Annotated in this window: 20 protein-coding genes and 1 pseudogene; 9 read left to right on the top strand and 12 right to left on the bottom strand. The window is 53.9% G+C overall.

Annotated elements, in window-relative coordinates; translation table 11 throughout:
* Positions 1-628 precede the first annotated feature (628 nt).
* Positions 629-1,219: a chemotaxis protein CheB gene (locus D3M70_RS16675; RefSeq protein ID WP_120126804.1), complete on the bottom strand. Its 591-nt coding sequence runs from the start codon at positions 1,217-1,219 to the stop codon at positions 629-631.
* Between the two features lie 143 nt (positions 1,220-1,362).
* Here D3M70_RS16675 and D3M70_RS16670 point away from each other — a divergent pair, with 143 nt between their 5' ends.
* A complete protein-coding gene (locus D3M70_RS16670; RefSeq protein ID WP_120126803.1) occupies positions 1,363-1,572 on the top strand; it encodes a hypothetical protein in 210 nt (69 codons plus the stop codon).
* A 378-nt stretch (positions 1,573-1,950) separates the two neighbouring features.
* Here D3M70_RS16670 and D3M70_RS16665 read toward each other — a convergent pair whose 3' ends face one another.
* The 8 genes from D3M70_RS16665 to D3M70_RS16630 form a co-directional block, all read right to left on the bottom strand.
* Positions 1,951-3,159 (bottom strand): PAS domain-containing sensor histidine kinase, encoded by a 1,209-nt coding sequence (locus D3M70_RS16665; RefSeq protein ID WP_120126802.1) that lies wholly within the window; start codon positions 3,157-3,159, stop codon positions 1,951-1,953.
* Positions 3,149-3,964: an alpha/beta fold hydrolase gene (locus D3M70_RS16660; protein WP_120126801.1), complete on the bottom strand. Its 816-nt coding sequence runs from the start codon at positions 3,962-3,964 to the stop codon at positions 3,149-3,151. The genes D3M70_RS16665 and D3M70_RS16660 overlap by 11 nt, the downstream gene beginning before the upstream one ends.
* Positions 3,965-4,453: 489 nt before the next feature.
* A complete protein-coding gene (locus tag D3M70_RS16655) occupies positions 4,454-6,403 on the bottom strand; it encodes a response regulator (RefSeq protein ID WP_120126800.1) in 1,950 nt (649 codons plus the stop codon).
* Entirely contained in the window at positions 6,393-7,214 is an 822-nt protein-coding gene (locus D3M70_RS16650; protein ID WP_375232982.1) for a sensor histidine kinase, read from the bottom strand. The genes D3M70_RS16655 and D3M70_RS16650 overlap by 11 nt, the downstream gene beginning before the upstream one ends.
* Positions 7,215-7,260: 46 nt before the next feature.
* On the bottom strand, positions 7,261-8,274 hold the full coding sequence (locus D3M70_RS16645; protein ID WP_120126798.1) for an ATP-binding SpoIIE family protein phosphatase: 1,014 nt from the start codon (positions 8,272-8,274) through the stop codon (positions 7,261-7,263).
* Positions 8,265-8,669, bottom strand: coding sequence for an anti-sigma regulatory factor (locus tag D3M70_RS16640; RefSeq protein ID WP_120126797.1), 405 nt, complete (start codon positions 8,667-8,669; stop codon positions 8,265-8,267). Before D3M70_RS16640 ends, D3M70_RS16645 begins: the two co-directional genes overlap by 10 nt.
* Positions 8,666-9,028 (bottom strand): STAS domain-containing protein, encoded by a 363-nt coding sequence (locus D3M70_RS16635; protein ID WP_120126796.1) that lies wholly within the window; start codon positions 9,026-9,028, stop codon positions 8,666-8,668. Before D3M70_RS16635 ends, D3M70_RS16640 begins: the two co-directional genes overlap by 4 nt.
* Positions 9,029-9,032: 4 nt before the next feature.
* Positions 9,033-9,887 (bottom strand): STAS domain-containing protein, encoded by an 855-nt coding sequence (locus tag D3M70_RS16630; RefSeq protein ID WP_120126795.1) that lies wholly within the window; start codon positions 9,885-9,887, stop codon positions 9,033-9,035.
* A 408-nt stretch (positions 9,888-10,295) separates the two neighbouring features.
* Here D3M70_RS16630 and D3M70_RS34245 point away from each other — a divergent pair.
* The 3 genes and pseudogenes from D3M70_RS34245 to D3M70_RS16615 all read left to right on the top strand — a co-directional run.
* Positions 10,296-10,505 (top strand): annotated as a pseudogene (locus tag D3M70_RS34245) (DNA polymerase ligase N-terminal domain-containing protein); the annotation flags it as partial.
* Between the two features lie 129 nt (positions 10,506-10,634).
* Positions 10,635-10,859 (top strand): DUF6555 family protein, encoded by a 225-nt coding sequence (locus D3M70_RS16620; RefSeq protein ID WP_120126794.1) that lies wholly within the window; start codon positions 10,635-10,637, stop codon positions 10,857-10,859.
* A 758-nt stretch (positions 10,860-11,617) separates the two neighbouring features.
* Positions 11,618-12,028: a response regulator gene (locus tag D3M70_RS16615; protein ID WP_120126793.1), complete on the top strand. Its 411-nt coding sequence runs from the start codon at positions 11,618-11,620 to the stop codon at positions 12,026-12,028.
* A 147-nt stretch (positions 12,029-12,175) separates the two neighbouring features.
* Here D3M70_RS16615 and D3M70_RS16610 read toward each other — a convergent pair whose 3' ends face one another.
* Entirely contained in the window at positions 12,176-12,532 is a 357-nt protein-coding gene (locus D3M70_RS16610) for a hypothetical protein (RefSeq protein WP_120126792.1), read from the bottom strand.
* 281 nt (positions 12,533-12,813) lie between these two features.
* Here D3M70_RS16610 and D3M70_RS16605 point away from each other — a divergent pair, with 281 nt between their 5' ends.
* On the top strand, positions 12,814-14,391 hold the full coding sequence (locus tag D3M70_RS16605; protein WP_120126791.1) for a sensor domain-containing diguanylate cyclase: 1,578 nt from the start codon (positions 12,814-12,816) through the stop codon (positions 14,389-14,391).
* 143 nt (positions 14,392-14,534) lie between these two features.
* Positions 14,535-14,861: a four-helix bundle copper-binding protein gene (locus D3M70_RS16600; protein ID WP_113772338.1), complete on the top strand. Its 327-nt coding sequence runs from the start codon at positions 14,535-14,537 to the stop codon at positions 14,859-14,861.
* Between the two features lie 325 nt (positions 14,862-15,186).
* Here D3M70_RS16600 and D3M70_RS16595 read toward each other — a convergent pair whose 3' ends face one another.
* Positions 15,187-16,431 carry a sodium:proton antiporter gene (locus tag D3M70_RS16595; protein WP_120126790.1) on the bottom strand — a complete coding sequence of 415 codons (1,245 nt, stop codon included), beginning with the start codon at positions 16,429-16,431 and terminating at the stop codon, positions 15,187-15,189.
* A 246-nt stretch (positions 16,432-16,677) separates the two neighbouring features.
* Between D3M70_RS16595 and D3M70_RS16590 the strand changes: the two genes are divergently transcribed.
* The 3 genes from D3M70_RS16590 to D3M70_RS16580 all read left to right on the top strand — a co-directional run bounded on the left by D3M70_RS16590 (position 16,678) and on the right by D3M70_RS16580 (position 20,480).
* On the top strand, positions 16,678-17,955 hold the full coding sequence (locus D3M70_RS16590; protein ID WP_120126789.1) for a DUF2254 domain-containing protein: 1,278 nt from the start codon (positions 16,678-16,680) through the stop codon (positions 17,953-17,955).
* Positions 17,956-18,563: 608 nt separating this feature from the next.
* A complete protein-coding gene (locus tag D3M70_RS16585) occupies positions 18,564-19,712 on the top strand; it encodes a mechanosensitive ion channel family protein (RefSeq protein ID WP_120126788.1) in 1,149 nt (382 codons plus the stop codon).
* A gap of 252 nt (positions 19,713-19,964) precedes the next feature.
* Positions 19,965-20,480, top strand: coding sequence for a DUF4142 domain-containing protein (locus D3M70_RS16580; protein WP_120126787.1), 516 nt, complete (start codon positions 19,965-19,967; stop codon positions 20,478-20,480).
* Positions 20,481-20,731: 251 nt separating this feature from the next.
* On the opposite strand, the gene D3M70_RS33280 is transcribed toward D3M70_RS16580, so the two are convergent.
* On the bottom strand, positions 20,732-20,968 hold the full coding sequence (locus D3M70_RS33280) for a hypothetical protein (RefSeq protein ID WP_120126853.1): 237 nt from the start codon (positions 20,966-20,968) through the stop codon (positions 20,732-20,734).
* Between the last annotated feature and the right edge of the window lie 110 nt (positions 20,969-21,078).

Below are 21,078 nucleotides of genomic sequence, written 5' to 3'. Positions count from 1 at the left end.
ACTAACATCCTGTGTGTGTAGCAAGGAGTAAGTTGGCAAATGAACTGCAATGTATCCGCTATCGTTAAAACTATCAAAAGGGCAGCGGGGCGGCTTGCGCAAAGTAAGGCTCTAGCCGCGATGCTAGTGTGCAGCGCTATGTTGGTGTCAGGTTGTATGACTGGCCGTGGTTTGTCGCTTGTGGAATACGATGCTATCTCAGCGAGCGCTCCTCCAAAGGCGCTTGAGGGGCTGTGGGCGAGCCCGCATGCCGGTGGAGAGCTGTTCATCGAGATTTTCTCCGACGGAGGCGTGCGCACGTGCCTAAGCGCACCCCCGTACCATCAACGGCTCGCTGGGAAGTATTCCGATCAAGCGTTATATCTGGAGGACGGAACGCGTATCGAAATCGAGGCTAAGGAAGCCCACATAATCAATATCTTTTCGCCGCCTGGCCGACCAGCAGCGACGCTCGTTTCGGACGCTGGCGATCCGGATGCGCTACGTTGTTTCGCTGAGAGTGATACGAGAGGTGGTGCGCTCCGTGAAATATGATGCTAGTAGGCCTTGGTGTTCAACGTGCTTATGCTCGACGGCCCTATTCGCCTGATGGGTATGTGGCTTTTGGTGTTCAAGTAGTGGAATTCGTTTAGACACCGCGTACGGCGTCTATAAGCACATCTGCCATGTCTTGAATCTTTACCCTTGCGCTGGGGTGATCCTTTTTTATCGCGTGGATAGGCATGCTCGGAATCATTGCATCGTGTGGCTCTTGAACCAGGCTTAGACCTCCTGCGGCTACGACCGCATTCGCCCCATCTGCACCATCGCAGTCCCCACCCGAGAGAATCAGGCTGATCACGCGACTGCCAAAGACTTCAGCAGCTGTAACGAACAAGCGATCTGCTGCCGGGCGAGAAAATCGAACCTTCGGGCCATCACTTAAATAGATGAGACCTGGGTTCACGACTTCGAGATGCCTATCCGCAAGGGCCAAGTAAACCTTGCCAGCTTCAACGAGTTCGCCGTGCTTAGCATATGAGACTGGGAGAGTGCTGTAGCGATCCAGGATTGGTGCCATATTACCGGGGCTAGACGGCCCTGTGTGGACGACGATGAGGATTGAGGCAGGAAAGTCCGACGGTAAGCCACCGAGCAAGCCCCGGAGCACCTCCAGAGATCCTTGCGAGCCGCCAATCACTATCACGTCCCGAATTGTCTGGGTTTTGTTAATGTCCATCGGCGTCTCCTTTCACCCTAACCTGTGGACAGGACGTGGCTGGCGAGCGTTCAGTTATTCTTCCCCCGCCTAGCTTTTACGAGTGAAATGCGCCGCACAGTCGAAGGCCGGCTACGCTAAACGCTCCACAGGGAGGGATCGTTATGAGCGAGAGTAGGGAGCTGGCGCTCTCGATAGCGCTGGAAGCGGTTCTTTGCGCTGCGCGCAGCTTGTCCGTAGATGTCGATGAGCTTCGCGATAGGGCTATAGAGATGCTGATGATTGTGCCCAGCAACGTTTCGCCTGCCGTCGCGCAGGCCATCGATGAGATTGATGAAGCTACGAACTCACTCGATTATAAAAGACCGTCGTGATCGATCAGTTGGCAATCTTTCACCTCGGATGAAGCTGGTCTCGCCCGTATGGGGATGTCAGCCGCTCAGAGACAATATGCCAAGGTAATTCATCGTGCATCGGATTGGGGAAACGTCCATTGGGGCGCATCAGTCATGTCACATCGTTCGAAGAGCTCCATTCTCGTAGAAGCCTTGGATGATCTGCTGATGGCTCTGCGATGTATTCGGAAGTTAGCGAAACAGCGAAGGGGTGGGAAGGGCGTCTGGGAGGTAGCTTGGGATTGGCAGGACGAGGCTCACGTGGATTGGTGCAACGAGCTCAGCGAGAAGGGGCATGTGTGGTCGATTGCGACGGGCCGGAGCGATTATACAAGAACGTGTGGCCGTAAGCCTTGGCTATCCCTGACGGGCGTTCTGGCCTTCAGAGGGCCCTGAGTTCGTCAATGGAAACGTGACGCTGAATGTCGTGCCCTTCGCCTCCGAAGAGGCCACTTGAGCGGTGCCCCCATGCGTCTTGGCGATCTCACTGACGATGAATAAACCAAGTCCGACGCTTCGTACATCGTCGTCACGCTCGCTCCCCCGCGTCATAGGCTCAAACAGGACAGCGAGTAACGAATCAGGAATCGCCGGGCCTTCATTGTGTACCGTTAGCGTGGCGTGGCTCTCCTCTATTACCGAAGTGACGGTAATCGGCTTAAGCACATCGCCATATGCGACGCTATTAGCGACAAGGTTTCCGATCAATTGATGCAGGCGATCCGGGTCTATGTTCGCCGTGCCGGTGCCTGAGTGCTGATGAGCTAGATTGGCCTGCGGGAGTGCAATTCGTAACTCGCTCACGCTTTGAGCCGTGACCTGATGAAAATCCACGGTACGGGGGGCGATGCTGATCCCATGGCCGACTCGCGCCAGTGCGAAATCGAGTAAATCAGCGATCATCCGCTGGGCTCGCTCGGAGGAGCGGGTGATATGTCCAAGCAGTTGATTTTCCTTTGCTGTGCGCTCCCCTCGGGCAAGCATATCGGTTGCCATCTTGATTGCAGTGAGAGGGTTTTTAAGGTCGTGACTGGCGATGGCGACCATCTGTTCGGCGAACTGAGCACGGCGTTCAGCCTTTTTGTAAGCGAGGCTAAGATCCGCCTGGGCCTCCCGGAGCGCATTTTCTGCAGTGGTTTTCTTATGCAGGAGTTCTTCCGCCGCTCTGCGAGCGCGCAGCAATTCCCGTTCGTACTTGTCTCTATCGGTGGTGGTGAACAGCGCCATTTCAAGCACTGCGCCGGTTTCAACTTCGCGGCGGACGCCGTTCAAGATCACGGTGATGATGTGACCGTCATGGTGCTTCAGCTCCATCTTCACTTCGGCCACAGAGCCCTGCATACGAATCAGCGGAGCCCAATGCGTTTGATGAAATATGCGCCCTCCAACGGTCAGCAGATCCTGAAAGCGTCGGCCAAGCAGCTCTCGCAGGCTGAAGCCTATCCAGGTAGTGAAAGTTGAATTGGTACGCAGGATCTGACCGCTCTCTGTCGTCACAACGAGACCGCATGGTGCTGTTTCGAACAATTCATCGGAGCTGGGCAGGGTTGGTACTTCAACCGGCATGCTTGGGCATCCACGTACATAAGAAAGCGTCCATAGCTGCACTACAGGCGCTTGGAGCGCTCATGTGCGGACAGTGGCCGACATTGTCCACCAAGGTCAGTTGGCTATTAGGCATGACCGCGTGCAAATACTCGCCCACTACAACCGGGGCGATCAGGTCATCTGTGGATTGCAGAATAAGCGTAGGAGTCGCCAGGCCCGTAACGTCTTTTCGGTTATCGGACATGAAGGTCACCCGGGCGAAATGCTTGGCGATTTCAGGGTGGGTACGACAGAAGCTATTGGTCAGCTCTTCACTCAGTGCAGGCTGCCCAGGCGCGCCCATAATGGCCGGTGCCATGTTGCTCGACCAACCCAGGTAATTGCTGTCCAGTGTGTCCAGAAGCGACTGAATGTCTTCCGACGTGAACCCACCGACGTAATCGTCAGAATCGATATAGCAGGGGGACGGGCCGATCATGACGTGTGCAGCGATACGCCCGGGAGCCATTCGATCCGCAAGCGCGCCGATCATCGCGCTCACCGAATGACCCACCAAAATTACCGGGCCTTCTGCGTATGCATCAACGATTTCGTTCAAGTCACGAGCGTAGCCATTCAGGGAAAGATATTTTTCACGGGTATACGCTTCCAGGCTCGAGTTGCCAGCACCCACCAGATCGTACAAAACCACTCGAAACCGACTGGTGAAATGTGTGAACAGGTAATTCCACATGGTCTGGTCGCAGCCAAACCCGTGGGAAAAAATCAATGTCGATGGCCCCTCACCCCGGACGGTCACATTGTTGCGGCGTTGAAGATCCATGCGTGTCTCTGCTTCTATCGAGCCTTTTTGGCTCAGAAAGGGCAAATATCTCCCGAGCGGCCACAAGGCGCAAGCGTTGGCTGGAGCGTCAACGGGGTGATATTGGGTCAGTTGGCGGGGGGAAGAGTTTACAAAAAACTCAGTCTTCGTTAATGCGATTGTGCGTAGACTGGGGGAACCAGAGGGTTCCAGCATGGCAATCAGCTTCAAACGGGTATCGGGGAGTGAGCTGCCAACATACTTTCACGCAGAGGGCTTAGCGTTTGCGTACAGGATCACGAGTTACGACGGACGCGTAACATTCGTGAGATCCGAAGGCGAAGCCGTAGCGCTGGCTGCCAATCTTCATCGCGAAGATCGTCGCCTATCGGACGGAGCTATATCACTAAAAGTCAGTGAGGACTGACTAACTCGTACCATACGTTCTTCGTCAGTCCAGTTTTAACGCTGCATGCCTATCGGGCATGCGTTTCTACTTGTAGTGCGGGGTCAAATTTCTTGCCTATCAATGGCTTGCCGCACCTTGACCAAGAATTCTGCAATCTGGAAAGGCTTCAAGATGATATCCATGCCGTCGTCCAGAAATGCTTGGCGGCTCAGAGCATTCTCTGCATATCCCGTCATAAAGAGAACAGGTAGGTTAGGCTGGTGAATCTTTGCCAGCTGCGCCATTCTGCGGCCATCCATCTGTGGCATTCCAACGTCAGACAAAAGCAGATCTACAGACGGATCACTTTCAATAATTGACAGAGCCGTCATCACGTCAGCTGCCTGCGTGCAGCGATACCCTGCGTCGGTCAATACTTCTTCCACAAACATGCGAACCGAGGCGGTGTCTTCCACGATGAGGATATGTTCACCTGCGCCCGGCTCGGCGCTTATCCGAATCCGTTCCGGAGCCACTATCTGGTTTGCCGCTGCCGGCAGCATCAGGGTTACCTCTGTTCCGTGGCCGGTAAGACTGCGTATCTGAACGTCGCCTCTTGACTGTCGGGCGAAACCATAGATCGTCGACAACCCTAGGCCGGTGCCTTCACCGATTGGTTTGGTGGTGAAGAAAGGATCGAACACTTTGCTAATTACATGATGCTCAATGCCCACACCATCATCACGCACTGTCAGCGCGATATAAGGGCCATCTGCCAAGCGAGAGTCTCCTTGGGAATATGCCTCAAAAGTACTGATCCAGATGTTTCCTCCTAAGGGCAGGGCATCGCGCGCATTGATCACCAAATTGAGCACCGAGCTTTCAAGCTGCCCTGGATCGACCATCGCCACAGCGCTGCCCGCCGTGAGCTCCAGCGTCAAACCGATACGCTTACCAATAGTTCGAGTAATCAACTCCTCAAACGAGCGTACATGCTGGTTGACGTCTGTAGGCCGGGTGTCGAGCGGTTGCTGACGCGCAAAGGCGAGTAATCGGTGGGTCAATGTTGCGGCGCTCTTCGCTGAAGCCAGAGCGGCATCGGCGTAAGCGACCACCTTTTCATGACGGCCATCCGCAGTTCGCTTTTTGATGAGCTCAAGCCCAGTGACAATGCCTGTCAGCAGGTTGTTGAAGTCGTGAGCGATACCGCCCGTGAGCTTGCCGATGGCGTCCATCTTTTGGGCTTGGAGTAACTTTTCTTCAGTCTTGGCACGGTCGGCTACGGCATCGGCCAGCTGGTTATTGACGGTATCCAACTGTAGCAAGTGCGATTGTTCGCGGCGCCGGTACTCAGTGACGTCTTCCAGGAATATGAGGCTCAGGCCGGTAGCCCGGTAGGGCGAGACTTGCCATTCTGTTTCACGCAGATCACCTCTGACCTGCATGGTGAGAGTACCCTTCCACCGTTCAGCGGTGCTGACAGCTTTGCGGAGCCCTGCAACGACGGCCTCTTGCTCGTGGCCAAAACACTCCAACAAGCTGTGCTCTATAGAACCTTGAGCAATCAATCGGGCAAAGGCGTGGTTGCACTCGTGCACCTTGAGTTCCCCATCGACGACCGCGATAGGGGCTGAGACATTAATGAAGATTTCTCGAAACCGCTCTTCGCTTTCCCGCAAAGCGAACTCGGTATCTCGTACCCTCAATAGCGTGCGTATGGTTGCATGAAGAACATCGGGGTCTACAGGGTGAGTCAGATAAGCATCTGCCCCGGCCTCAAGACCTGTAATGATATCTCCCGTCTGTATCGAGGCAGCGGATACATGGATTACAGGCAACAGAGCGGTGCGGGGCTCGGTGCGCAGCTGACGCACAATATCGAACCCACTCATATCAGGCAGGTTCACGTCGAGAATCAAGGCGTCTGGAACCTGCTCGGCGATTTGCGCCAAGCCATCGGTGCCTGTACCCGCCTCGAATACAGAAAACCCATGTCGCTCCATACGTCTGCGCAGGGCATAGCGGGTCGCTACATTGTCGTCGACGATCAGCAGCCGGACTTCAGCTTTCATCAACGTGCTCCTGGGCGAACGCTATTGGGATTACAACGTAGAAAGTTGATCCTACGCCCGGTTCGCTTTCCAAACCTACGCGGCCACCGAGCAATTCAGCAAATCGTTTGCAGAGCGACAACCCTAGGCCCGTTCCCCGGAGTCTTTTCTGCAGCGGGGAGTCGACCTGTACGAAGTCTTCGAAAAGGGCTGCGTGCAGTTCAGCTGGAATACCGATACCAGTGTCGCTCACAGCGAACCGGACTTCCCGTTCGTTTTCCAAACGAGCGGATACACGAACCTCGCCGCGTTGGGTGAACTTCAGCGAGTTCGAGATGAAGTTGCGAAGGATCTGTGCGAGCTTCTTGTCATCGGTATAGAGCTTGGGCAGCCCCACCGGCTCTTCCAAAATCAGATCTACGGCTGTTGTGTCAACGATAGGGCGGAACATGCCGCGCAGCGCCGAGAAAAGATCAAACATGTCAAACCATGCTGGTGAAATGCTAATTCTTCCGGCTTCAATTTTGGCCAGATCCAGAAGGTCATCCACCATATCGCTTAGTTCGCGTGCAGCAGTACTCACGAATGCAACCTGCTTATGTTGTTCGGGGCTCAAGGGGCCATCGAGTTCGTCAGTCAGGAGGCTTGCTATGCTGAGGATCGACCCCAGTGGTGTGCGGAACTCGTGGCTCATGTATGACAAAAATCGACTTTTCAAGTCGGAGGCTTGACGTAGTTCTTCGGCCTGGGTGTCCAGCTCTGCATAGAGTGCCAAGACGCCCTGATTTGTTTCGTCCAGTTCGGCGCGCAGTGCCGTAGCTTCTGCACGCACCTGGCTTAGTTCCGCTGACTCTTCAAGCGCATCGTTAACAGGGAGGTCAGTCAAAGAATTTCTCCAGAGCAATCACGACCACCGTCACGTCATCCTTGCCCCGACAGTAGTCCCGATGCAGCACCGCTGCGATTATGGCGGGGTGTCTATACATCAAGCCAGGGTAGTCACGAAGATTCCACCGTGACTGCAGACCGTCGCTGTACATGACCAGTAGTTGACTGGCGCATTCAGGGTATTCAGTTACGCGAATTTTTCGGTACTGTAATCCCACAATGCCAGGATGAGAGGCTAGTCCCCGTGATTTATCGGCGCCGATCAGTGTAGCCCCGATGTTGCCAATCCCGATGAAACGTAAGGTGTTTCGTTCGCTGTCAAACTGGGCAATCGCTACAGCACCGCCCCGTGAACCGCGCATGTCGTGATGGACATCATCAAGGATGAGGGCGGGATCTGAGAATGGCTGGCGGTTAAATGCATAAGCCCCGGCCTTTGCAGCGTCCGCAGCATCAGGGCCATGACCGAGTCCATCGATCACTAGAAGGCTTAGTTGTTGATCGTTGATTGCTAATTCCCAAGCATCGCCACATGCTGGGTCGTTATATAGCGAATGTTGGCTGAAACCGACGCGGAAATCCTTTACGGACGCTGCGCGAGGGTAAAACCGCGTTAGCAGCACTGTTCCCCGGTTGTCCGTGTGAACGTCAAACACTTGTGCCTGACGCAAAATCGAACCTAGACCAATTCCTTGAGTGCCACGTGTTGAAAAACCATCAGCGAGACAGTCCTGCAGGTCGAAACCCTGGCCGCGATCAATGGCGATCACCTCGATACCTAACACATCTGCACTCACGATCCGCAAATGCAGTTCGCCGTTGCTCGCATGCTTGAGGATATTACTCGCTAACTCAGTGACGACGAGGGCAACGCGGCCTGAATCTACTTCATCGAAGCCAGATTGTTCTGCGAGTTTCTGGGCCGTGCGTCGGGCATGCCCAATCTGGCTGCTGTCCTCAATGGGTAACACCAGTGTGAGGTCGCTGTGAAGTCTCACGTCCATTTGCAGATCATCACGCTGGTGCCAGCGCCTGGAGCTGTCTCCAACTCAAAGTCATCGACCAAACGCTTTGCGCCAGTCAGTCCCAAGCCGAGCCCACCGCCAGACGTCCAGCCATCGGTCATCGCCAGTTTCAAGTCAGGAATGCCAGGCCCTTCATCTCGAAACGTCAGGCGCAACCCTGTACGCGTCCCGTCCTCGATGATTTGCCAGTCCATATCACCGCCGCAGCCGTAGGTCATCGTGTTACGCGCCAACTCGCTGACCGCCGTCACCAGCTTGGTCAGGTCAATCAGACGCATTCCACAATCCTGCGCGAGCTTGCGCGCCAATTGCCGCGCAAGCACTACATCCTGCTCAATGTGGATACGTTGAGTGCCGCTGCTGCGAACGTTCATTGCACATGTGCTCGCTCACGCAACAGCGCCATGCCCCGCTCGACATTCAGCGCAGTGCTGACGCCGGGCAACGTCATGCCAAGTTCGACCAAAGTGATCGCAACCGCCGGCTGCATGCCAACAAGTACAGTCTCGGCGTCCATGATGCGTGACAGGCCTGAGATCATGCCGATCATGCGCCCAATGAAAGAGTCGACCATGTCCAGTGCCGAAATGTCGATCAGCACTCCACGCGCTGACACCTTACTAATGCGCTCAGACAGGTCGTCTTGTAACGTCAGCGCCAGTTGGTCATGCATATCCACCTGAATAGTAACGAGCAGATAGTCACCCATTTGCAGAATTGGAATCCGCTCCATGAGTTTATACCGCAGCCTTGGCAACGGTTAGGCCCAGGCGGCGTAACGCCAACGCTAATGCGTCTGCCAAATTGGCCTTGGTCACGACGCCTTGCAAATCAAGCCCCAGATGAACGATGGTCTGTGCGATCTGCGGGCGCACGCCGCTGATGATGCAATCGGCACCCATCAAGCGAATCGCGGTAACGGTTTTGAGCAGGTGTTGAGCTACTAGCGTGTCCACCGTTGGAACGCCGGTAATGTCGATGATGGCGATTTCGGAACCTGTGTCGACGATGCGCTGAAGCAAGGATTCCATCACCACTTGGGTACGTTGGGAATCCAGAGTGCCGATCATTGGCAGTGCGAGCACACCATCCCACAGTTTGACCACAGGAGTGGAAAGCTCCAGCAGCTCTTCCTGCTGGCGCTTGATCACTGCTTCGCGTGACTTTTGATACGTGCGGATTGTGTGCATGCCGAGCGCATCAAGTAACTGAGACAGTTCCCAAAGTTGCTCGGCCAGGATAACCGGCTTATCTGCGTATTCAGTTTGCAGGAAGGCAAATAAAGGGCCTTTAAGCGAAAAGATGAAGCCCGCCGTCTGTTGCGAGTCTTGGCCGGCCAAAGCACGCTGATGAGAGAGCTTTTCCAGAAACTGGCGGACTTCTTCCCATTCTGCAGCCGTGATGCTTTGCGAACCCCCTACGCTCAAGACTGAGGTCAACAAGCGCAGAAACTCTGTCGTTTGCTGTTTAATCTCATCGGTCTTTAAGTTACGAGTCGAGCCGCTAGCCTCAAGATCAGCCATCCAGCGAGCGGCGAGTTCTTTTTCTGATGTTTTCAGCAGGTCTACAGTTTGCTGTTGCAGTACAGCCATGTTGCTAAGCTCCTGGATTTGAGTGCAGACCTCCGGCGTTGAACCGGGCAGCACGAACGTTGATTTTGAGCGAGGTCGTTTGACGGGTGACGCATTATTTCTGAAGCGTCAGGTTCACCGGGAGATTAACAGCACAACGGGAAGGGGCCTAGGGGGATTGGTGGCGCGGTTAACCTGAACCGGTTTGATGCTTCCTGCCTAGCGGGATGAGGGGATGTAGTAAAAAAATCAGACCCTAGCCTCGTTGGAAGACCTACGGATTACGCTCTGAATCCAAGCCATGCAGGTTCAGGCTGACGAACAAAGCTTGCTGCAGGATGACGTGATCCATTCGCTGGAGTGACCGAGTGAAACGCATGGTGCTGGCCCTAAGTCGTAGGGCAAACGGAGCTCGAAAAATACAATCGCATGCGAGACTTCGATGCGAGCCCGAATCAACAGGTCTGGCCAAGCCGAAGAAGAATAAAGGGCGGGTAAAGCGAGACGCCCAAGCGCTGCAATATTGTGTGCAAAAACACGATGCAACACTGCTTCATCACGACTTCCGGCTCGAACACAAAGAGTACCTTGAAGAGCTGGTCGATTCCGAAAAGGCCGTGCCTGGATCCGATGGCGAGATGACCGACGCAGACGAGACATGGCAAGAGAAGGGTCGCGTGCGGCTATACAACGTGGTGATCAACGCGGCCTGAATTTTTCGCTTTTCTGCCAGTCAGTTATGTTGATCAATGCCAAGGAGACGGGATAATGGCGCAGGAAAAACACTACCGAATCGATTATTTATTACGTGGGGCCTACAAGTCGTTCTACATCCGGTCTTCTTCCATGGATGATCCCGAAGCATGGCACTGGGCAACAGTAGACGCGGGACTGGGTCAGTTGCCAAAGTACCGCCATGACCCTATCACCAAGCTGAGCAAGCCCCAAGCGGAACGACTCGGCGTTACAGACGTAGAATGGTCAATTGCATAGCCATGCGGCAGCCGCCTAAACAACCGGAGACTTGTCATAAATTTCCCGGTAGATCGCCCAACACATACGAAATACATTACGTCCTTCGAGGGGTCAAAAAAGTCACGCTTCATGATGCCTACAAAATGACCGACACCGATGCTTGGATAATTGCGGCTCTCGCTTCTGGACTGCCAGACCAATGCTTACCAACGCGGGTATATCTCAGCGTCGTACAAACCGTTGCGGAAGCACACAGCGTGACCAAGGTACGGTGGAACCTCTGCCCGCGAACAGTCTAGGCTAGGCCAAAGACGATCTGAAAATCCAGCTCATCCTCCAAACGCGGATGAAACTGCTAGCGCCGGTTCGACATCGATGCAACACTCTGCAGCTGTGAACGCGCATAGTAGAGCCCTTGCGATGGAACAATGGCATCGAAAATACGTAGGTATCGGCGGGCAGGTGTATCAGTCACTCCGAGAGTTGCGCGACCTACGCTACCGTTTGGATAGAGAGGTGACGTCCGAACGATGCTGGCTCGTATCTGAAGACTTGGAGACTTCTGAGGTGTCCGTGTACTTCCCTCCAGGAAACGGTGCTATGGCGATTGCTTGTAACGCGGTGCGATGTCCGCCTCCATCGTTTACCTCCGGGAGGCATTATCAGCTATCCAAGGAAAGTCTACCTATCGTACCTGTTGCTCCGGACGACCTGATTTTCGGGCCTTGGACTCAAAAATCTTACAGACACCTCTGACTACTTCTGGGAACGGGTAAGTGATCGCAGATTGGAATGGCCTTCTTCCTCTGAGTGGAGATGTTGTAGTCGTGGAGGACGATGAGATATTGCGTCCTCTGATGCAAGACATCCTCTCCGGGATCAATGCAAGGGTTGTAACGTTTGGCACCGCAGACGACGCGCTAATCCACGTTCTCGACAACCATGGGTACTGTTCGTTGTTGATTGCTGATCACGGAGTACCGGGTCAGCTGCGTGGTACTGAGCTTGCGGCTATGTTCAAAGCTAAGTGGCCACATATCGCCGTCATTGTGACCAGCGGCTATGAATTAGATCCGGAAACTCTCCCCGACGGAGTTGCCTACCTACAGAAGCCGTGGGCGGTGTCGGAGTTGATGCAGACAGTTGGTGACTTGTTACAGCCGGGCGTTGCACTCAAGCGGGTCTGAGGCTATTCAACGCCCGGCCTATAGCGTCTACAGCAGCTATTCGCAGCCGTCCGATCTCGCCGATAATTTCCGTGGGGCTAGGCATCTGCCGACGGCTTGGAGGATGGCTCGAGTTCGTCTAGACGTCAAAAACGGGCGCGAACCTGCCTACGTTAGCCCTCTATCAAAGAATGCCTGCGCGACATCTGGAGCATTTCTGGGCACGGTAACGTTCAAAATCAATTGGTATAAGCCAGGATCCGGTACGAGCTCAGGCAACGGCTTGAGACGTTCTTCAGCACTCTTTGCCTGGGATCGGCAAAACTCAGCATCCTTGATTGAGCGTTGCGTTTCCGCCAACTCACCCATCTGACGAAGGAGCATGATTTTTTCTTCAACCGCTCTTAGCGTGTCCCACAATCCAGTAACAATCGCGGCGTTAACCTCAGCGATCAAGGTCTCTATCGAAAATGCATGTCCGGTATGGCATCGAAATCTGACAATCGAACCTTCTCTGATTTGCACCAGAACTCCATGACAGTCGGGGCACGTATAGCTCGATATTTCGCCTATGTTCATGACCCCGGCTTCGCTCCTCGACCTACGAGTAGTCTGCAACCAGCGTGAGCAAGCCGAATCATCTTTTAGTTAGACACGATTGTGGCCCTTTGCTAGCCTTTGCCGTAGATCGATCCGTTGTAGACATGCTGACGTCCCTGAGCAAACGTCGACGCCTGCTGTGTGAAAACAGAGGCTCGTATTACCCTTTTTAACGTCAGCGCGCCGTGCGCGATGTGGGATGAGTCGTGCCGCTACCTCGCCGCTATGCTTTCGCTGGGTTCATCATCCTCACGCTGGGTTTACTTGTTTTCTGCGCCTTCGCGCTAATAAAAGCCGAAACCCAACGCCAGGAAACTCGATTTGCGGGCTACGTGCATGACGTCTCCGGGATCGTCCGCAACCAACTGGATACCAACGATGCCGTCTTGGCGGGATTCTCAGCATTCCTACAGGCCGTCGACCAGAGCGATACGGAGTCTGCGGCACGCTATGCAGCGGCAGTTTCAGCCGCCTACCCCCACATCTACATGCTTGAGGTCGCTCGGGCCGTGCCAGTTGCGGAACAAGCGAATTTTCAGGCATTGCTCAGGCGAACCTGGAATCCAGACTTCAAGCTGAAACAATTCCCAAACGTCAGCGAGCAGGCCAGAGCACCCTACGACGCTTTAAAGGAAACTTGGCCAATCCTTTTCATGTACCCGCCTTTGCCTAAGGCTGCGGAAATCTACGGGGTGAGATTAGAGACCGTTCCCCACCTTTCCAGCGCTTTGATAAAAAGTCGCAATACGGCTAGGGCTGTCGCATCGCCGCTTTTTTCGATGTACGAAGGCGGAAGTGCCTACATTCTTCTACGCACAGTCATTCGCCCTGAGAGGAAGGAGAAACAGGCGCTGCCCAACTTCTTTGGAAGCACCATGGTTGCCATGTTGGTTATAAGCGCGGATTCGCTGTTGAAGGCGATCAACGAGGGCAATGTCGATCCAGCGATAGGAATCAGGGCACAGCTCAACGCGGAACCTGGCGCAGAGAGTACGGTTTTATCGATCCCGCCCCCTGAAGCGGGTTGGATCGATTTGACGCTGTTTCCTCGTTTCAAGCAGCAGGTCGAGATTGGGAGCGCGTCACAACCAATGACACTGCTATACGAACGCCAACTGCGTTTGGAAGATGTCCTGGGCCCTGAAACGTCCATCATCCTTTTGGTGTTGATGGCGCTGGGCTTTCTCACACCCATGGCGGTCATGCGGCATTTCAAAGCTATTCACAAAGCAGAAGCTGAACATTCGCGTTCTGTCTATCTCGCCAGTCATGACGTCTTAACCGGTCTAGCCAACCGCTATTTGCTGACAGAGCGTTTTGAACATGCCTTGACTCGGTACACAATCCAGGACATTCCGTTCGCTGTACTGCTCATCGATCTGGACGATTTTAAGGAAATCAACGATACGGAAGGCCACGCCGTTGGCGATCAGGCGCTTCAAATCATCGCTTCTCGAATGACACGGGCATCTCGCTCAAGCGACACAGTGGCTCGCTATGGCGGGGATGAATTCGTTGTACTCATAGCTGATTCGGTAAGCCGACAGGCTGTCGAAGACGAGGCGAAGAGGATCTTACGAACCATCCAGGAGCCGATAGCATTGAAGACGAGAACAATCTCGCTTTCGTGTAGCGTGGGCATTTCGTTCTGTCCCGACAACGGTCGGGATATCGATACGCTGATTAAGGCAGCTGACCGCGCGATGTATGAGATCAAGCAGTTCGGAAAAAGCGGGGTTGCGATTGCTCGATCCGAGCAATCCCATGAATACGAGGGGCACTGAGATCTGCTTGTAGATCGACAGCGATTACCATAGCTCCCCTTCTGGCTGGATACGCTAGGCACCCCGTCAGAAAATTTACGAAACCTTCCTGTCAAAGCCCGAGTCGGACGTTGTGAATCACAATCCACAGTGGAGGAGTTCTGATGAACAGCGCTTTCGAAGATTGTATTTCCGAGTGCATGCGGTGTGCGGTGGCATGCGAAACTTGCGCGTCGTCTTGCTTGAAAGAGCAAGACGTTCAGATGATGGCAGATTGCATCAAGCTGGATCGGGATTGCGCAGATATGTGCTTACTCGCAGCCAAGCTCATGGCAAGAGATAGTTCACTGGCCGCCGAGATTTGCCGGATATGTGCCGAGGCTTGTCGAGCTTGCGCCAAGGAGTGTGGCAAACATGAAGCAGAGCATTGTCAGAAATGTTCAGAGGCTTGTCTGTCGTGCGCTAAAGCCTGTGAGGCGATGGCAGCATAAAAGCACCCGAGCGCATCAGCCCAAGATAGGTATGGCGTCGTCGCGACGCCATTTTATCTGCTGCTTTACCTCGGCGAACCCTATGCCTGGCTGCGGGGTTACTTCCTGAGTATGTGCGGCTCTGCTCTCTTGTTTCTTTTCATGGCGCGTCGCAAATTCTTTGATCGAGGACGAGGCGGATCTCGATATTACCGCCTCAAACGGAGGCCCGCTGCATCCAGCCCTGTGACAGGGTGTGGGAATCACGCCGCTTTCTTTGATAGCTGCAGTGGCAGCGGGGGATTTCAAATGCATCAGGACTTCGCTTAACTCAGAGCGGGCTCACTCAACGTGGGCCAGCGCAGGGTATAACGCGCTTGACCAACGTTCCGATGGACATACCTTGGATAAGAATCGAAAAGATCACCACCAGATAGGTGAGTGATACGACGACATCTCGAGCATCGCCGGCGGGCAGAGACAGAGCTAAGGCCACTGATATTCCCCCGCGAAGACCTCCCCAGGTCAATACGCTCCAAGAACCGCTCGGCAGGCGGAAGCGTTGTCCGAGCAGACGTATTGGCAGACCTACAGTGAGCAGCCTCGACAGTAGAGTAAGCGCTATGACGACCAGCCCCGTCGTTATTAGCGGGTTGGAGAACTGGATCAGCACTACCTCCAGGCCAATGAGTACGAATAATACGGCATTGAGAATTTCGTCAATGAGCTCCCAGAACATGTCCACGTGTTTTTCAGTTTGTTGGGACATGGCATATGAGCGGCCTTGGTTTCCGACGATCAATCCCATCACCACCATCGCTAACGGGCCAGAAACGTGGAGGTGGGTTGCCAAAGCGTAACCGCCGAGCACCGCTGCCAGCGTAATCAGAACCTCCTCTTGGTAGCTGTCGATGCTTTTGAGCATCAGGTAGGTGGCATAACCAACAGCGGCACCCAAGATTGCGCCACCACCTGCCTCCAGAAGCAACAATTGCGATGCCCCCATTACAGAAGGCGTTTCACCACTGGCTATCATCGCCACGATCAGCGAAAACAAGACAACGCTTACACCGTCGTTGAAAAGTGATTCACCGGCGATCACCAGCTCAACACTTTTCGGGGCGCCTGCAGACTTTAGAATACCCATTACAGCGATGGGATCAGTCGGTGAAATCAGAGCCCCGAATACCAAGCAATAGGAAAGTGGTAGCTCCAAAGACGTGAGAGATAGCAATGCCCAGAGCCCATATCCAATAATCAGCGTTGACGCGGTCGTTCCGACGACCGCGAGTGAAGCGACCTGCCATCGGTAAGCTCGGAGCTCAGAGAGGTTTACATGCAATGCTCCGGCAAACAAAAGCAAAGAGAGCATTCCTTGCATAAGGAGCTCTGAAAAATCGATGGACTCGACCAGCGATTGTTCGAGCGAGTGAAGAGCGTGAAAGCCCATTGCATCCATGGCCATATTCAGCAGAGACAGGCCAAGTGCAATGCCCATGACGCCTATCGCAGATGGCAGTCCCACATACCGACGATTGAAGAAAGCGAGAACCGCTGTGATACAGAGAAATACAGCAACAATATCCAGCATTGGCCCAAGGGCTCCCTTTGAAAATGTTCGCTTAGGTTGCGTCCGGAATTTGGTAACTGCGTAGGGGGACGCAGGACTTTCGACGGCAAAAACGTTTCAAAGTGCGTTTCGGAATGCACGCCAATAAACTGCCCCCGTTTTGGCGATGAAACTTTTTTGGCCTCTACTCACTCCATCTGGCGTGGCAGCCTGTGGCTCCAGCTCACCGCGTTTCCGTCTTGTCCATTAATCCAAGGTACCTGCACGATGATTGCTCGATGGCGCTGGGCTCTGGCTCGTCTGACCAAAAGGCTATGGTTCCGCGCTAGCCTTTTTTCCCTTCTCGGAATAGCAACGGCGTTAATAGCGATATTTTTCAAAGGGTTCGTACCCGCTTCTCTGCCGACTCAGATCGGTGCAGATGCGGTGGACAAGATCTTGGGGATCATCGCCTCCAGTATGCTCGCCGTCACAACCTTCTCCCTTAGCACAATGGTCTCAGCCTACAGTGCTGCCAGCAGCGGGGTGACGCCACGTGCAACTACCTTGGTTATGGAAGACTCCACGACGCAGAATGCCTTGGCGACGTTCATCGGCTCGTTCTTATTTAGCCTGGTAGGAATCATCGCGCTGAGCACGGGAGCGTATGGCGCGCAGGGCAGAGTCGTGTTGTTTACCGTGACCATCGGCGTCGTAATCTTGATCGTCTACACGTTGCTGCGGTGGATTGATCACCTGTCCAAACTTGGGCGCGTGGGAGAGACCATTGACCGCGTCGAGCGAGCAACGCTCGAAGCTATACAGAGCCGTATGAAGTGGCCATTCCTCGGTGCGGCAGAATACCCAGCTGAACTCGGGCTACCGACTTCAACTTCGGTGGTGGTCAGCCCCGAGACTGGTTACGTGCGACACATTGACGTCCAGGCTCTGGGAGCAGTGGCCCAGGAATTTGACGTTCGAATTTACGTAGAGGTGCTGCCTGGCACATTTGTGCACGAAGGGATGGTGCTGGCCAGGACTCTCCAGCCAGGCCATGACGGAGCTGAAGACATTCAGATCCTCAAGAGCCGAATCCTGGCTGCTATTACCATCGGCATCCGCCGCACGTTCGAGCATGACCCGAGATTTGGACTTTCGGTTCTTTCTGAAATCGCATCTCGTGCGCTGTCACCTGCGGTGAATGATCCAGGAACGGCGATTGACATTGTTGGTCGTGGTGTAAGGTGCTTTACGCGATGGGCGACACAAGCCGATGAGTCTGCAGAAGTCGATTCTGCATGCATGCAGGTACATCTGCGCGGACTAAATGTGGATGACCTCTTCGATGATTTTTTTTCACCGAGAGCCCGGGATGGCGCCAGCGTCATTGAAGTAGACATTCGCACGATGAAGGCGCTTGTCAGCCTGGCTGAGATCAATCCCCAGTTCTTCAAGGTTATCTGTCGTCAGCACGCGATGTTGCTGATAAAGCGCGCCCGGACAGCTTTAGTGTTGGATGAAGATAAAAACCAGCTTGAACGCGTTGCCTCAAACCTTGTGAGCTGAGACGAGCCGCCACTGGTTAAGGCTCGTGACGTGAGTCAGTTGTCACATAGGTCGACTGACCCATAGCTGGTCGAGAACCGGGTAAGTCCGTCTCGCGCTTGCAAATTAGAATGGCTGAGTCGAGTTGAGTGATCTCACCCCGATCAGGTTAAGGGGTCAGGTGGCCCACTACTAATCTTGACCTGCTAAACGCCAGCGGCTACGAGCTCACATCCTCGACTGATCACTCCGGATCTTTTGCGCCATCAATACCGAATCCACGCCTAGTGATGGCGAATCGAGCTATGGCAGATCATCGGTAACCTTATGCGACGACCCATCTCCCTCGTTGACTGTTTTAGTACACGGGAGGCGTCCCATGGGAATGGCAATCCTGCTGACAGGGTCTGCCTTTGCTGTTCAGCTGCCGCCCCCGTTCACAGATTGCCTCGGGCGTGGCCGGACAGAGCACGATTGGCGCCACAAGCTCACTCTAAAAAAATGGACAAATCGCGTTTTGAGCCCTCGAAGACAGGTGTGATGCACAGTGATAGGCACTGATGTATGAATGAGATCGAGCTGGGAAAAGCTCGATGTAATACACAGCGTTAAAAGAGGTGGATGTTTTTATGAACTGGGAATTTATAGCAAGTCTCACAGGGGTGGAAGTATTCGGAATCTCAGTGGCGAACTGGTTTCTAGCGGTGATAGCAGTGCTTGTGACGTTCTTGGTAGTGCGTGCTGGCATTGGCTTCATAGTGAAAAATCTTAGACGTCGTACTGAAAAAACGGGATCGAATGTTAGCCGTATCTCTCTCGAAGTTCTCTCGAGTACCAGCAATGCACTTCTGTTTCTCGGCTCATTTTTGGTCGGGGTAGGGGTTCTCGATCTGCCTGAAAGATGGTCGTCCAGGGTCAGCAGCCTTTGGTTCGTTGTCGTGGCTCTTCAGATAGGGCTGTGGCTTAACCGGGCTATTGCGTTAGCTTTGCTGAGCTATTTTAGAAAGCACCGGCAGCCTGATGTCTACTCCAGCAGCGCATTGGCGACACTTTCTCTGGTGGGCTCAAAGGTTTTCCTTTGGGCTGTGATTGTGCTGGCTATGCTATCCAACCTCGGCGTCAACATTACCGCCTTCGTTGCGAGCCTTGGCGTCGGCGGTATTGCAATCGCATTGGCCGTGCAGAATGTGTTGGGTGATGTCTTGGCCTCGCTCTCGATTGCAGTAGACAAACCCTTTGAGGTTGGTGATTTTATCGTGGTTGGATCGCTTGCCGGTACAGTCGAGCATGTTGGTCTCAAGACCACTCGAATTCGTAGCCTTGGTGGTGAACAGATTGTCATGGCCAATGCCGAGATGATTGGCAGCACAATTCAGAATTATAAACGCCTGCAAGAAAGAAGAATTGTTTTTGAATTTCGCCTGAACTACGGGTGTACCGCTGAGCAAGTCAAACAGGTGCCAGCACGAGTTGAGGAGATTATCCGCAAGCAGAAAATGGCCAGATTTGATCGCTCGCACTTTCTGAGCTTCGGCGAAAGCTCGTTGAATTTTGAAACCGTATATATCGTTCTTGATCCAAGCTATAACGTATACATGGATGTTCAGCAGGCGATCAATATCGAGATGATGGAAGCGTTTGCAGAAATGGGTGTCGAGTTCGCGTTCCCATCCAGAACTGTATATGTGGCCTCCCTTCCCATGCCGCAAGACGATCCTGAAAACGAAGGTTACAAAAATCTACGCTATTCCTCTTCAAGGGGCGCCCCCTTGCAATAGCTCGGAAAAATGGGACTGGGGCTGACCCTGATTCAGCCCCACAGCGCCGGGAAAATACTGGCCCGTTCAGCAGCCGCGCTCGAGGGTAGGTAGTCGAACCTACATCCGTCGAACGGATGGCCAAACTTGCGGTTTGTTCGGCCCGCGATTGGCCTCCCGTTTACGATCCGATGAAACTGCTTTCTTCTCTTGTGTGTCACAACCGTACAGCCCAGCGCTAGGGCTGATTCGCACAATGACAAGGAACCGATCATGAAAAAGACATTCTATGCTGCCGCTCTGGCCATCTCCGTCTCCCTGGCATCTGGAACTATTTTTGCTGCGACGGATGCTGATGATTTCGTCGAGGATGCATCCGCCAAAGGCGTGGCCGAAGTAGAAGCCGGCAAGCTCGCTCAGGAGAAGGGCACCGCTGCGGACGTGAAAGCTTTTGGGGCGATGATGATCAAAGATCACACTGCTGCCAATGAAAAGCTCAAGGCTATAGCGGATCAGAAAAAGCTTAAGGTCTCGACCGATGCCGAGCTGCTAGACAAGGCGAAAGCCATGATCTTAGATCTGCGCTCAGCGAAATCCTTCGATCAGGCATACGCGAATAACCAGGTCAAAGCTCACGAGGCCACTATCGAGATCTTCGAGGACGAGGTTAAGAATGGCGATGACGCTGAACTCAAGCAGTTTGCTACATCGACCTTGCCAACACTGAAGGCGCATCTGGAAAAAGCGAAGGAACTCGCCAAGACTCACGGAGGTGACGCTGGTCAATAACACTCGGGCGCTAAACGTTGCGAGTGCCTAGCTTACATGGTGATGACGGCGCTATTTGGATAGGCCGTCATCCGAGCATCTCACATGCAGCTGATTGGGGTTGGGGGCACTCGCCTGACATCCAGAATGGTCGGCAGATGGTCGGTCTTGACGCATCCAATGATCGCGCACGACCTCGGGCCGCTGGCGCATTGCCAAGCAGCAGTCCCTTTCTATCCATCTCATCCACAATTGACTAACGCCACTACGCTTCAGTCTGTTCGTGGTAATGGGAATAGCTCTTCTGGATTGCGTGATTCGGCGTTCATTTTTGCGCACGCCGAAGCCCCTACCGACCTACTGGGAAATCCTCGTTTAAGCCGAATCTTCTCTTGGTTATCGTAGATGTCGAAGCCCGTTGAAGTGGTCGCGGCATAGAATCTGAGACCTACTCGGAACACATCAGTCTCCATTGGCACAGCTGGGACGATAACGAATCGTGGTTGCATTTTCGCGCCTCCCCGAGCGGATATCCAAGTAATAGCCTTGGCAATGCTCGGGCGCAAGGCATTGCTTGGCATCATTTCTGATTGAATCGATTCAGTTGCTTGGCGTCTGC

It is taken from the genome of Pseudomonas sp. LS-2, from assembly GCF_003605735.1.
Taxonomy (GTDB): Bacteria; Pseudomonadota; Gammaproteobacteria; order Pseudomonadales; family Pseudomonadaceae; genus Aquipseudomonas.
This window is presented reverse-complemented; position numbering and strand designations above follow the sequence as displayed.